The 13453-nt window shown below is 42.6% G+C and carries 18 protein-coding genes; 7 read left to right on the top strand and 11 right to left on the bottom strand.

Translation table 11 applies throughout. The annotated features are described in order from the left end of the window. Positions 1–239, top strand: a 239-nt coding sequence (locus GC098_RS39510; RefSeq protein ID WP_216625163.1) for a hypothetical protein, incomplete at its 5' end; no start/stop codon positions are given. A 159-nt stretch (positions 240–398) separates the two neighbouring features. Here the strand turns inward: GC098_RS39510 and GC098_RS05455 are convergent. Then, the gene (locus GC098_RS05455; RefSeq protein WP_171641686.1) at positions 399–1466 is read right to left on the bottom strand and encodes an FUSC family protein; all 1068 of its coding nucleotides are present in this window, start codon (positions 1464–1466) and stop codon (positions 399–401) included. 92 nt (positions 1467–1558) lie between these two features. Then, complete coding sequence (locus GC098_RS41105) at positions 1559–2881, bottom strand: ATP-binding protein (RefSeq protein ID WP_171641684.1); 1323 nt, start codon at positions 2879–2881, stop codon at positions 1559–1561. 305 nt (positions 2882–3186) lie between these two features. On the opposite strand from GC098_RS41105, the gene GC098_RS05445 reads away from it, so the two are divergent. Both GC098_RS05445 and GC098_RS05440 read left to right on the top strand, forming a co-directional pair. After that, positions 3187–3780: a DUF1989 domain-containing protein gene (locus tag GC098_RS05445; protein ID WP_171641682.1), complete on the top strand. Its 594-nt coding sequence runs from the start codon at positions 3187–3189 to the stop codon at positions 3778–3780. Between the two features lie 64 nt (positions 3781–3844). After that, positions 3845–4591, top strand: a complete 747-nt coding sequence (locus GC098_RS05440; protein ID WP_171641679.1) for a YqcI/YcgG family protein — start codon at positions 3845–3847, stop codon at positions 4589–4591. 55 nt (positions 4592–4646) lie between these two features. Here GC098_RS05440 and GC098_RS05435 read toward each other — a convergent pair whose 3' ends face one another. From GC098_RS05435 to GC098_RS05425, 3 genes are all read right to left on the bottom strand, one after another. Further along, a complete protein-coding gene (locus GC098_RS05435) occupies positions 4647–5282 on the bottom strand; it encodes a spore coat protein (RefSeq protein ID WP_171641677.1) in 636 nt (211 codons plus the stop codon). A 143-nt stretch (positions 5283–5425) separates the two neighbouring features. Then, positions 5426–5611: a DUF3934 family protein gene (locus tag GC098_RS05430; RefSeq protein WP_171641675.1), complete on the bottom strand. Its 186-nt coding sequence runs from the start codon at positions 5609–5611 to the stop codon at positions 5426–5428. A 26-nt stretch (positions 5612–5637) separates the two neighbouring features. Further along, a complete protein-coding gene (locus GC098_RS05425) occupies positions 5638–6078 on the bottom strand; it encodes a HEAT repeat domain-containing protein (RefSeq protein ID WP_376773838.1) in 441 nt (146 codons plus the stop codon). A 197-nt stretch (positions 6079–6275) separates the two neighbouring features. On the opposite strand from GC098_RS05425, the gene GC098_RS39815 reads away from it, so the two are divergent. Both GC098_RS39815 and GC098_RS39810 read left to right on the top strand, forming a co-directional pair. Beyond that, positions 6276–6404: a helix-turn-helix domain-containing protein gene (locus GC098_RS39815; protein WP_312879991.1), complete on the top strand. Its 129-nt coding sequence runs from the start codon at positions 6276–6278 to the stop codon at positions 6402–6404. A gap of 44 nt (positions 6405–6448) precedes the next feature. After that, complete coding sequence (locus GC098_RS39810) at positions 6449–6661, top strand: hypothetical protein (RefSeq protein WP_246358440.1); 213 nt, start codon at positions 6449–6451, stop codon at positions 6659–6661. Positions 6662–6823: 162 nt separating this feature from the next. Here the strand turns inward: GC098_RS39810 and GC098_RS05415 are convergent, their stop codons facing one another. The 5 genes from GC098_RS05415 to GC098_RS05400 form a co-directional block, all read right to left on the bottom strand. Further along, a complete protein-coding gene (locus tag GC098_RS05415) occupies positions 6824–7009 on the bottom strand; it encodes a hypothetical protein (RefSeq protein ID WP_171641671.1) in 186 nt (61 codons plus the stop codon). Positions 7010–7141: 132 nt separating this feature from the next. Then, a complete protein-coding gene (locus tag GC098_RS05410) occupies positions 7142–7993 on the bottom strand; it encodes an oxidoreductase (protein WP_171641669.1) in 852 nt (283 codons plus the stop codon). 169 nt (positions 7994–8162) lie between these two features. Then, positions 8163–8819 (bottom strand): helix-turn-helix domain-containing protein, encoded by a 657-nt coding sequence (locus GC098_RS39805; RefSeq protein ID WP_376773837.1) that lies wholly within the window; start codon positions 8817–8819, stop codon positions 8163–8165. Continuing rightward, a complete protein-coding gene (locus GC098_RS39800; protein ID WP_246358438.1) occupies positions 8747–9190 on the bottom strand; it encodes a hypothetical protein in 444 nt (147 codons plus the stop codon). The genes GC098_RS39805 and GC098_RS39800 overlap by 73 nt, the downstream gene beginning before the upstream one ends. Positions 9191–9561: 371 nt before the next feature. Beyond that, positions 9562–10335, bottom strand: coding sequence for an arylamine N-acetyltransferase family protein (locus GC098_RS05400; RefSeq protein WP_171641667.1), 774 nt, complete (start codon positions 10333–10335; stop codon positions 9562–9564). Between the two features lie 211 nt (positions 10336–10546). On the opposite strand from GC098_RS05400, the gene GC098_RS05395 reads away from it, so the two are divergent. Continuing rightward, on the top strand, positions 10547–10789 hold the full coding sequence (locus GC098_RS05395; RefSeq protein ID WP_171641665.1) for a hypothetical protein: 243 nt from the start codon (positions 10547–10549) through the stop codon (positions 10787–10789). A gap of 17 nt (positions 10790–10806) precedes the next feature. After that, positions 10807–11214, top strand: coding sequence for a hypothetical protein (locus tag GC098_RS05390; RefSeq protein WP_171641663.1), 408 nt, complete (start codon positions 10807–10809; stop codon positions 11212–11214). Here the strand turns inward: GC098_RS05390 and ade are convergent. Next, positions 11191–12984, bottom strand: a complete 1794-nt coding sequence (gene ade / locus GC098_RS05385; RefSeq protein ID WP_171641661.1) for an adenine deaminase — start codon at positions 12982–12984, stop codon at positions 11191–11193. The genes GC098_RS05390 and ade overlap by 24 nt on opposite strands. Between the last annotated feature and the right edge of the window lie 469 nt (positions 12985–13453).

Genomic DNA, 13453 nt, shown 5'->3' with positions numbered 1-13453 from the left:
TATATCTGAAAGCTGAAATGCTCATTGACTTGCTAGCGAGATTTTGCAATCTCTTTTTGAACGATTTCTCGTTCATGCTTACTCACTCGTTGTTCAGTTTTCAAAGATCAATTTCTTTCGTTCACTGCCTTGTTACCGAAGCAGCGAGAAGTAATATACCATACTGGAATTTCATTTGCAAGCTTTTATTTTATTTATCCATTCGTGAAGATATTCAACACGTTCAGACTCATTTATAATCGCTTGCTGCTTGTCCGTTTGGAACAAGAATCATAATATAGCACATACAATTTCGTAAAGCAACCTTTAATTAATTTTTTATGAAGAAACCTCCCGAGGCCAGAACATCTGACAAACGAAAGGCTCAGTAATACTATTTTATGAAAAAGTGTTCTAATCTACTTTAATCTAATGCTTTTGAGCAATAAATCGAGGGGTTCTCTCTCTTCTGTCTCTCCACGATGATCATGCTCAACCAGCTTATCCAACCGAGCTATTTGATGACCATAGTCGTACATAGCCGCAGCCACAATCGACAAGCGCAACATTCCTTCCGGCTGCTTATTATAACGGTCGATGAGTACGGTCATGAAACGCTCGTTCTCTGCTCCCATCTCCATACCTTCTGAACAGTCATCCTTGAGCTTATCATCGAATTTCAACAGAACGTGCTCGTGGAACTTTATTAGCTTTTCCAAATGATCATCGAAATAGACATCGATTGCCTGTGTGCGGGACGTTTGAAAATAGTGCTCATCCACAGCTTCAAGAACCTCAAGCCCTTTGTACATCACGAGAAGCTTCTGCTTGTAAACAACGAGTTCACGAATGCGGTTTAACCCGCTTCCCTTGATCTTCTTAATCTCTTCTTCCATGAGTCTGTACTTATCCGATAAAGACTTCAAGCCGCTGCGCAGACCTTCTTTTTCCTCACGGAATACGGTCTCTTTCATTTCATTAGAGATAACCGTGCGAAGGAGGAGCGACATTTTGGCAAAAATAGTACGAATCTGTGCAGCGAATTGCTCTTTGGGCTTAGGTGGAAAGAATAGGACATTCACCACGAATGCACAACCGATACCAATCAAACTCAGCAGCAATCGATTGATGGCAAATTGCCACTCTCCGGAAGCCTCCATGACCGCTACCACGGTAACTAAGGTAAGGCCGATCGTTTCCTCCATACCCATTCTTAAACTTATGATGATGACAATGATACATACAATTCCAATAGCAATCACGTTATTAGAAAAAAACATACCCGCAAGCAGAGCCAATGCCGCGCCTAGAATATTTGTCTGCAGCTGCTCTAGGAAATAGCGCCAAGATCGATAGATCGAAGGCTGCATAGCAAAGATTGCCGCGACGGCTGCAATAACTGGAGGGGTGAAATTGAGCCAAGCACTTATGTATAAGGCCAAAGCAACAGCAATCCCCGTCTTCCACACGCGCGCACCGAAAACCATGAAACCCCACCTCATCCACAAAAATCTTATTCATTATTATCTTACACAGGTAAGGATATGGATGCAAAGATGAGATTTAGAATTAGATACGGCTAGCCGGCATCCTCTGAATGATCCATCCAAGCTTGCAAAGGCAGGCTAAGATTAAACTTACTGCCAATACCTTGCTCACTCTGAAGCGTGAGGGCACCACCGAGCAATTTGGCAAGCTGCAAACTGATGGATAAGCCAAGACCTGTTCCTCCATATTTACGATTCGTTGCTCCATCCCCTTGCTGGAATGCTTCAAATATCAACTGCTGCTTGTCTAGGGCAATGCCGATACCAGTGTCGCGAACGGCAAAGTCGATCCACTTAGATGAATCATCGTTGTTGTCCCGACTTTCAACGGATAAGGTAATCCTGCCTTCTTCTGTGAATTTCATCGCATTCATGAGCAGGTTACGAAGTATCTGGTTGAGCTTTTGTGAGTCTGTTTGAATGATCGATGGCACATCTTTTCCCACGGTCACGTCAAAGCGCAGCTTTTTGGAAGCCATCATGGGCTCGAATTGTTGTTTTATGTAATGGGTAAGCTCTTCAATAACGACTGGCTGCCACAGCATGTCCATTTTACCCGCTTCGATTTTAGATAAATCTAATACGCTATTAATCATTTGAAGCAATTCATTACCCGATGTATAAATGATATTTGCATATTGATTCATTTCTTTTAAACTCGTTACGTCTTCACTTTCTCTTATCAGATCTGACAAAACAATTATACTGTTTAGCGGCGTTTTCAGTTCATGGGACATGTTGGCAATAAATTCTGATTTATAGATTGAAGCTTGCGCCAACTGCTGCGCCTTCTTCTCAAGCTCACGCTTCGATTGTCTAAGTCTTTTAGTCTGTTTTCGCAGAATCACATTCATATTACGTATCTTATCCGCCCGCTGCTGCTCCTTATAGAAATCCCGTATAATAAAGACAAAGAAGGCGCTAAGTAATAGGGCAGCTGGATAAGTGTAAGGAGCAACTTTAGTCAAATAAATGCTCTTAGGCACAGCGCCGAAACTAGCAATACCTATGACCTGTAGCGAGTTAATTGAGAGGATGGAAATGAGCGCTTTTTTCTTATAGCTCCAGGCGCTTTTTTGATATTTAGCCACAAGGATCGCCGCCAAACAACCCATCAGCATAATATTAAGCGACCCCGTAAAGGATTGTGGATTAATGCCGGTAATGGTGTACCTGGCCAGCGCAATTCCAAATCCAATAATGAGTAATATATAGTGTTTACGGAACAAAAGTGTTCCGAAAATGATGGGAACGACTCTCAAATCAAAGAGCATGTATTCAGATACCCTCACACCAAAGAACATCGTTAACCAACCTGAACCTATAAAAATGGCGACAAGCACCGTCTGTTTCACGGTCCAAGATGCATGCTGAAACAGATATTTAAAGCCAAGGTTGAATAAATATGCACAAGTTATCAGAATACAAATATTTACTAAAAAGCTTATACAAATCGTTATGATAATACCTCCGCCCCTAAACTCACACAATTTAATGGCTTATTTCCAATAATAACAACTCGCCTTCTATGAAAATACCCTTATCTATGTAGGTTTGAAACAGCTAGAAATAAGCACTCAAAATTCCGCTTGAATGACACCTCCTCCGAGTAGCCATACTGAAAAGATAATATCGTACCTAATGCTGCAGGAGGACACCAATGATCAAACAAAAATGGCGAATTCCCTCAACGCAAGGGCTTGGTTTTAAGCTTGGAAAAGGACAAGTCGTCCGTATAACCGATGTGAAGGGCGAGCAGATTGCTGACTTTGTCGCCTATCGTGCCGACGACACCAGCGTGCGTCTGGATCCAGGGGTTACCATGGATGTGCTGCGTGCGATGAAAATAAAGCCTGGGGATCTTCTCTACTCCAATACATATAGCCCACTGCTCTCCGTTGTGGCTGATACCGTAGGGCAGCACGATTTCATTAACTCTCCTTGCCGCTCTGAAATGTATGAATTGCTATACGATAAACAAAACCATGCAAGCTGCTATTATAATCTAAATCAAGCCCTTGCTCAGTTCAGCATTCCAGCTCCGGATCAACACTATTCTTTGAACTTTTTTATGAACACGGTTATTCTGCCTTCTGGACAAATCAGGATAGAAAGGCCGCTATCCAAAGCTGGCGACTATGTCGAGCTTCACGCAGAGACGGACCTATTCGTGGCGGTATCTGCTTGTCCCTGTTCAGAAAGCGCCTGTAATGGGTATGTTTGCACACCTATTGATGTTGAAATTATGAACTAAGGACATTCACCCACCTTTTCTCCTTCGCATAGTATGCACCGAATGGATGAAGGAGGGTTTTGTCATGGCTAATATAATCTCCAAAGACTGGTTTGAAGATCATCATGCCGATCTGCCTGAATGGCAGCAGGAGGCATTTCGCAAATTTGGTCATATGATTAATGATCCGGACCAGATGTACCCTTGTATACCCGGCCGTCTTGGCTTTATCTCTAATAGTCTACGATTCGGATTTGCAGGAGATCCTAGATCCGAGGAAGCCATCAATGATGTCGCTAAGCTCTTGCAACAATACGGCGATTGTTCGCGTGAAACAGGAAAATATGCTTCACTAGTCGTTTTTTTTAATACACCGGACGAACTAGCCAAAGGCTTCTCCATAGAAGATTATGAACAATTGTTTTGGTCGGTTTTAAGCCGAGTTAGCGCTAAAGATGAGGTCCCATGGCCTTCACATATTTCGTCAGATCCTTCGCATCATTCCTGGGAGTTCTGTTATAATGGGCATCCGTATTTCGCCTTTTGTGGGACCCCTGCCCACGAGATTCGGAAGAGCCGACGGACTCCTAATTTCCTTATCACCTTCCAGCCCCGGTGGGTATTCGAAGAAATCAATGAATCAACCCCTTTTGGCCGTAATATGAAAAAGTTGATTCGTCAGAAGCTAGTCGAGTACGACGGCGTTCCAGCGCATCCCTCTTTGAAATGGTACGGTCAATCCGATAACCTAGAGTGGGAACAGTATTTCTTGCGTGATGATGAAAGTGTCGCTCCTAAATGCCCCTTCTCTTCCATGATAAATAAAGCTTAAAAAGCAAAGAAAAACCAGCATGGGTTGATGGGACCGATGCTGGTTTATTTTAAATTTAGTGTACAGCTCCTGCTCTGTTATTAGGTGGCATTTGCGGCATTCCTTGTGCCGGAACGAAGGTGTTAAGCATTTTTTGCATATCATTGACTTCTAGCTGAGGAACTTGATAGTAGGCGTTTCTATTTTGATACAAGAAGATTTCATAGGCCATTTCGATAAAATTCTGTACTTGGGAAGCCAGAACACGACGTACAGCAGGGTTCGTCACCTCAACGGATGTCATCGTCAAGAGTGATGCATGAGTTTTCATAAGACCTAGCATATGCGCACTAATGCCTGCATCCTTCACATCAGCTAGCGATTGATTCGGCTTTTTGGGCTGTGTAGGTTTGATACCGTAGATCGGCTGCGATAGATTTCGGATCATATACGTCTGCGTTTCTTGACTCGGTTTTTGCCCAGTTGAAAAGCACTCTGCCGTTATGTTGTAATGGAACAGCGTAAAGTTGTATTGACGATCCAAAATATCCAGAAGTTCGTTATCTTGGACGAACTGTCTGAAGATCATGAACTGATCCAACACATTAATCGTACAGGCTAACACCTCGTGCAAATCAAAGAGCTCATGCCCCCCATGATTCATGTTCTGCATGCCTTGTGTCATGTTGTTATTTGGCGTTTGCTGCTGCATCTCGAAGTCTCCTTTAATGAATGGAATAGTAACTTCGATAATATGAGTTATGTTGAACGATTTTATTCGTGCTGCAGGTAAAATACCCCCGGCAGGATGCCGAGGGTGTGATTATTTGAGATGAGACCTATGAGCAGCAGCCGCTATGCTTTAGGCTTTTCGCCATTGCTGCTACTCGCGGCTTTGGCAGCTTTGGCTGCTGCTAATAGACCTTTACTTTTATAAGGTTTTGGGGCACTCTTCGCTCTGTTGGCACTAGCTTGCCATCGGTTCCAGCCTTTACTGTCTGTCCCTCTACCGGTTCCGCCTTTACCCTTCGCTTTGCTCATGTATTCACTCCATTATGTGGTGCTTCTTATTTTTTCAGCAACGATGCCCATGTGGTTTCAAGCCATTGATCGAAGTCAGACCCTTTGTCGCCTTCGTACGTATCATATACATCACTTCTGGTCTTCTGTAACTTCTCTTTAAACTCTTCAAACGTATGACCTTCCGGCAAGCTCTTCTTAATGCGCACAAAAACTTTACCTGCACCTTTAATCAAGTCACCTTTTTTCCTTGGCGGCAGCTGAACATCCTCACCAAATGCTCTGAGTTTGCGGTAAGCAGCCTCTTGAATGGGATATACAGTATCACCGCTCATCATACGCGCTAGTATGTTAATGGTTTGTTGGTCGTTATACTGGCCTAATGCTTCAACGGCTTCTAGACGTTCTCTCCAATTGGATGTACGGCTAGCCGATTTTTTTAGTTCCTCTAAATTGGGAGGTATTTCGTTATTTAATTCAATGGTCAAATGATTCAAGCTCCTTCTGTCTGCTGTTATTAGATTGATGTTACACTTTTTTGAGGTGGAGCGCCAACTTTTTGGTGATTATATTTAAAAATGGGACACTAGAGTACCATTTATACAGGATTTTATATAATTTATCATATTATACGGGTATCTCTTTTTATCAACGATTTAAATAACCTCAATTTGAGGTGAATGAGATGTCCGATTTTTTAAGACTGGTTGGCGAGCGTTTAAGAATGGTTAGAAAATTAAAGGGCTTAACACAAGATCAGTTGGCTGAAAAAACAGGTAAGGATAGTATGAGTAAATCTCACATTTCGATATAGAAAGAGGTCAAAGAAGTATTTCACTTCTTACGTTGGAAGTCTTAATGAATGCCTTAGAAATTGATCCTAGCGAGTTGTTCAATTTTCAGAAGCTTGATGGTGAAGGAATTCATGAGAAAAAGCTGATCCTTGATATTCACAAAAGTATGCTCATGGAGAGAGGACTTGATGAGGTTAAGTATGTCGTTCGGACAACGAATGATTTCCTGGATACCATTGATGCCAAGGAGTCTGGTAAAAGGAATAGGAAGAGTTAGCGTTTCGGTATGTATGGGGCTGTCCTATAAGTAGATTTACCTACTTATAGGACAGCCCCATGTTATTCGTATGAACGACTGATTAGCAAAAAAACAAAACAACGACCAGCTCACACTCATGCGAACTGACCGCTGCTTCATTTGTTATTCATTATATCAGCCTCAATTTACGACAACACCCCTACAGTACTTGCATACAGCTGCATCGATTGCAATTTCCTCGTTACAATACGCGCACGACTTATGTGTTTGCAAATCAGACGATGGTACCACTTTGCGCTTCTTCACGTTCATGTAAATCAATAAACCAACCACAACCACGATAACGGCCAACAACCAATAAACCATACCGAAACACCTCCTAGTTGATAAACAACTTCTGATGATTCCGTATATGTATATTCGGTCATTCTTGTCCATTTGTCTTAGTTGTGAACAAGATTAAATACTAGTCCCTATTCCGACTCATTAATTGCAACTTTACCCCCTTACATCATCGTGGTCCGTTCCTGTAATGATGTCATACCAGTCTTCAATGTCTTTTTCAAATTTTGCCGTCTTTTCTCTATACATATCAAGCGTGTCATTGCCTAGCGGTAAATGAACCGGTGGCTTTTCAGCGTTGGCTAATTTAATGATAGCTTGTGCTAGTTTCTTGGGATCTCCAGGTTGTTTCTTATTAACTTGTGTTGCAAAGCTTCGCATTTCTCCCACTGTACCCGCATAGTCATCGATGACATGAGCGGTTCTTATCAAAGATGTTGGATCAAGGAATTCAGTTCTAAAAAAGCCTGGTGCCACGACGGTTGCGTAAATCCCTAAAGGAGCTAATTCCAAAGCCATGGACTCCGTAATGCCTTCTACAGCAAACTTGGTGGAACCATAAATCCCCCAACCTACAAACCCGTTTAATCCGCCTACTGATGAAATATTGATGACATGTCCCGAGCGCTGCTTACGCATGTAGGGTAAAATTGCGCGGGTAACGTTTAGTAAACCGAAAACATTGGCATCAAAATTTTGTTTCACTTCTTCATTCGAAGCTTCCTCAACGGCACTCAGCAATCCATAACCAGCATTATTGACTAGCACGTCAATTCTTCCGAATTTGTCTGTTGCTTGTTTCGCTGCATCTAAGGCTTGAGCTTCGTCCGTAATATCCAGCACAGTTACCAATAAATTTTCGTTGTTCTCAAGCTGCGCGGCTAGTTGTTCAGGCTTGCTGCGAACGGTGGCTACCACCTTGTTGCCCTCCGCTAAAGCAGCTTTTGTAATTTCCAATCCGAAGCCTCTGGATGCGCCGGTGATGAACCATACTTTTTGATTTGTCATTATATGTTGTCTCCTTCTCGTCGTCATTTTTGAATTGAATATTTCATGACCTAAGATTATCACTGCGCATTCCGACCTACTTTTCCAAAAAGCCCAAAGTATTTGTCCATTTAGCTCAAATAAAAAAATCTTAGCCCGGCGGGTGCCGAACTAAGATCTCTGTTTGCTTTTAGCTTAACTGTTGCTTGTAAGAGGACGGGGTATAGCCAAAATACTCTTTGAAAACCCTCGAAAAATGCGCAACATTCTCGAAGCCCGTCGTAAAGCAAACATCCGTTACTGACATGGCCGAATAGGTCAATAATTCTTTGGCCTTCTCCAAGCGTTTCTGCCGAATCCATAGTGATGGGGACGTGTTGTAAATCGTTTGAAAATCCCGTTTGAAACTGGACAAGCTTCTGCCCGATAAATAAGCCAAATCATTCACTGAAACAGGATTCAAGATATTTTGTTCCACGACGGTTGAGATATCGGATCGTACCTGCTGCTTCAGTTGAAGTAATTGCTGCATGATATTTTTGTTGGCATGGGTAAGATCAAACAACAATTCCAACAACTTAATTTTAATTAATCCGTCCTCGATGTTATCGGGTTCATTGAAATATGGTTTAAGCGACTCTAAATAGGTTAACAGTCGTTCACTTATCGGATTCACAAAAATAGGTACCAACACTGTTGGCTGCGCAGATTGAATGTCCGCCATTTTAATAAAGTCTTTGAGCACTTCATCTTTTAGAAAAAACATCATGTACTCTAATAAGTAAGCCTGATTAGGTTCGCCTGATTTTTCATACTCAATGACAATGGATTTTTGCAACAGTACCATTTCATGCTTATGAACAACGTACACCTGATCACCGTATAAGTGCCATTCAGCACAAACATAAGAAGGTAGTCTTCTAAGAACATAGTCCCTTGTTTTCCTACCGTGTTGGTGCACGATTCAATAACTGTGAGCCCTTTGAGCTTCAAAACGCTTTGATTGAATGGTGATGCTGCTAAGCCTTGCGGTGCTTTTATTATTCTTTGGGTCACGCGCACCCTCCCCTCAATTCCCCACTCCAAATGATGATAACCAAACTCAGGCTGATGATAGGAGATATCCTCCCTAATTGTACCATGGAATATGACATTTTCCTGCTGGATGACACTGATTTGTCTTTTCGCGTTGTTCTGAAGTACTTTTGCTCGATGCATCAACCATATCCTTTGAACATACTATTAAAATAAAGCGCTTCCAACATCGCTATCGTGGAGAATTTGCAGGAAATATATATATAAGGAGTTGATGGCCATGTTCAACCCAAAAGAATGGACCAAACAAATGAAATTCATTCACGGCGTTGCAAGAACTATCTACATCAACAAATACACTGGACTACCAAAGCTAAGTTGTACTTTCACCAAAGAGCAGCAGAAAGCGTTAGAAATTGAGGACAGAAAGTTATCACTTTCGTAATTAGATAACAACTTCAAGTTATAAAAAGAAAAAGGGCCCCCTTTCGGGCTCCTCTTCGACGTTGAATAAATGAAAATCCCACTATTGTAGTACTTGACTACATTCATGATTAATCTAGATGAATACCAAAATGCTCTTGCAAGGCAGTCTTATACTCTTCTTCAGTCTGCGGAGTGAAAGTCCTTACCCCCGCGGATGTAAAGATGCGAAACTCTCGGCCAGCCAGCGTATTTCGTCCCTCCAGGGTGCGCATGGCTACCATTGGGCTTTTGGTAAATATCGAATCCGGGGCGTTCTCACACCAGAAGGTCGCAAAGGTGAAGTCCTTCGGCAGCTGAGGCTCCTCCGTAAACGAGTAGATGCGGTTCCATTCCTTGTTCTTCTGCTCACATAGCATCCAACCGTAATAGGCATCGCGCTCGAGACGGTAGCACTCTCCGCCTTGATGCTGTTCAAGACCTTCGATCCATGCGACCGGCCTGCGGGGGACAATCCCGCCTACTCCGACATCACACAAATAAGTTGTGCCTTCTGCTTCTACTTTCAGGACGTGATGACGTCGTTTCGGTGGTGTGTTCGGTTCATCGCGCCAAAATCGAGCAACCAAGTCAGTGACCGAGTAGCCAAGCTCCCGCAGCAGCCAGCCGAATAAAGCGTTCAGCTCGAAGCAGTAGCCACCGCGCCCGCGCACGACAATCTTTTGATATACATCCTGAGGATCCAACGATAAAGCTATGCGGTTCATAATATCCAAATTTTCGTACGGAACCGTGTGAAGATGACACTCCTGCAGGTCGGCCAGTGTCCTTGCGCTGCCATCGAGCGAACCTTTAAACCCGATACGCTCCAAATAGGTCTGAATCTGACTATTTTTACTGAACATGTTGAGCACTCCATCCTTGTTTTTTTCATTGATAGACAAGATTGTGCGTTTTAACAACAATATACTTTTTAAAAATACCATCGTCACCCTAATTCCGCCATATATTCAGTTTAACTCTTCATAAAAGCTTACAAAACGACAACGGTTTTCGAGCGACATTTTACTTCTAATCCGTTAATCTATGAAAAAAGATTCATAGGAGGGCTAATTTATGATTCAAAATTTAGAGCTATGTGCAACGGGATTGTTAATTATCTCCATCATGTTTCATCTTTTTATAGATATAATCAAAAAGAATAAAATCATTAACTATCCGATTAGCAATCCAATTCAAGAAGTTGAAACTATCCAAGTTATTTACCCACAGTATATCGACTGCAGCCGGACCATTAATCTTTCACTTCTTCCCAAAGATTATCTTTTTACGGATGGGCAGCTCAGCGAGATTCATTAATTTAAGGGGGCCATACTGTGTCAAACAAGGTAATCAGTGATGAAGAGTTGATATTGCTGCTGTCTCCCACTAATAATAACGAAGAAAATGAGCAATCAGAGAAACCGAAGCTAACCATGAAATTACTATATGAGCTTATAAAAAAACTAAAACAAGAGAACATGTTGCTTTCCAAACGTGTAGACGAATTTGAACAGCAATTGAATTTGTTGCACCAAATTCGAGATGAGGTAGCCACCACCCTAGATCTGCCGATTATCGAGGAAACCGAAATCGCAGTCAGGATGGAAGCTGAGCTCGTTCCTAGCCTCCCGCAAACCATCCAAACCTCCCGCGCCGAACGTCATCCTTCTAAAAAGAATAAAAAGGATAAGTCCTTTTGGACCTATTTATTTAGCCACTTAACCAATTTCCACTTCAATTAGCTTGAACTGTGTAACATCGACAAGACCTCGGTTTGAAATCCGAATTTCAGGAATAACAGGTAAAGCAATTAATGAGAATGTCATAAACGGAGCGTTCAGCGGGCAGCCCATTTGTTTCCACGCTTTTTCGAGCTCTGCAACCTCTTTAACGACTTCAAGCAATGATTTATCTGACATGAGGCCTGCGATGGTCATCGGTACTTGAGCCAGCACTTTACCGTTCTCTACAACGATCATGCCGCCTCCCATTTTGACAAGCTCATTAGCTGCCAAAGCCATATCCTGCTCATTGATCCCCATAACAATTAGATTGTGACTGTCATGCGCCACTGTAGAGGCTACCGCACCTACCTTCAATTGAAAGCCATGCGTAAAGCCAAGTGAAATTTGACCCGTTCCACGGTGCCGCTCGATACAGGCGAGACGAATAATATCCTGCTCAACATCTGGTTGGATGATCCCTTGCTCAACACCCAGCATTGCTGTCATTTTTTCTGTTCTTGCACTATTTTCAATAACGTTAATGACATTAACCTTCGTCTTTTCCTGATTACTGCGACTTACAAGCTTGAAGTCCTCAGGCGTAAGCTCTCGCTTAACGTTCATGGAATTACGGATGTGCTCGGGATAGACGAAATCGGGGAAATCAACCGTAAGCATGCCATAATCAAAAACAACTTGACCATCAGTAATGACAGTTGAAGGCTCGACCTTCTGTAAATTATCCAGCAATAAAATGTCAGCACATTTACCGGGAGTAATACTGCCCAAATCTTGCTCCATTTTAAAATAGCGCGCCACATTAATCGTTACCATCTGAATCGCTGTTACAGGATCGACACCCTCTTCGATTGCGCGGCGCACCACATGATTGAGATGCCCTTTCTCCACCAAAGTTTGCGGATTTACGTCATCCGTAACGAGCGAAATATTGGAGGTGTTGACCTTATCTTCGGTTACCACCTTAATGACCTCTTTGACATCATGCCAGGCAGAACCTTCACGAATCATAAGGTGCATGCCCATGCGGACTTTGTGAAGACCTTGTTCCCTTGTTACGGTTTCATGATCAGATGTCACGCCGGATGCTATATACGCTTGCAGCATACGATCATCATCACTTGGAAAATGTCCTGTGACGGTTTTACCACTCTTGATCGTTTCTTCAATCTCCCCGCACATTTTCGGATCACCGTAAACGACACCAGGGAAATTCATGACTTCACCTAGTCCGACCACTTTATCCCACTGCAGTCCCTCTTTAATATCGGTCACTTCTAAGCTTGCACCTGCATCTTCTAAGCCGTTAGTCGCTGGTACGCAGGATGGGAAGGTCGTGAATACTTTGAGAGGCAGCTGCTGCCCCTCTTCATGCATCAGTCTTACACCTTCTGCTCCAAATACATTGGCAATTTCATGAGGGTCCATAAAAATCCCCGTTGTTCCTTTGGCTAATGCCGCTTTGGCAAATTCGGTGACGGAAAGCATCGTGCTTTCAACATGCATATGACCATCTAAAAATCCTGGAGACATATACTTCCCTGCGGCATCGATAACGACCGTTTGAGCCCCAATGGTATGGTCTGCATTCCCTACATACGCAATTCTCCCAGCGGCAACAGCAACATCCATATGCTCGAGTAATTCACCAGAATACACATTGACGAGTATTCCATTCTTAATGACTACATCGGCAAAAGCTTCGCCTAGTGCAACCATAGTTAGCGTTCTGCTCACTTCAACTAGTCTATTTCTTTTATTTAGAGTCATGGGTTTTGTACTCCTTTATGTATTTAAATTAATTGACTACTCCGATTCGATGACAAGCGTTGCACCACCCTGAACATCGGTTTACATGATTTGTTGTATCACTTCACTATTAAATTTACCATGAAAAAGGTTTTTCTCAAGGGGTTGATACAGCAGAGGATTCCCCATTTCTATTTATTAAATTATGTGAGGGGGATACTCCAAATTACAAATTAAGTTCACGGACTTCCTTTCCTTTTCAAACGAAAAAAAGACCACCCGAAGGTGATCTTTTTCATTAAAGCGGGCGGCGGGAATACTCCAAATTCTTATTTAAAATGCTTCCTATGGAAGCGGCTAGTGGTATATTTGGACGCTCGTCCTACTTGGGCATATTCCATGATGTCTTCACGGACGGTCGAACCCATACAGCTTCTCTTCCAGTGCCCGTTCAAACGAAAAAGATCACCCGAAGGTGATCTTTTTCATT

It is taken from the genome of Paenibacillus phytorum (assembly GCF_013141715.1).
In the GTDB taxonomy this organism is placed as follows: domain Bacteria; phylum Bacillota; class Bacilli; order Paenibacillales; family NBRC-103111; genus Paenibacillus_E; species Paenibacillus_E phytorum.
Note: the sequence above shows the minus strand (reverse complement) of the source record. Positions and strands in the feature narration are given on the sequence as shown.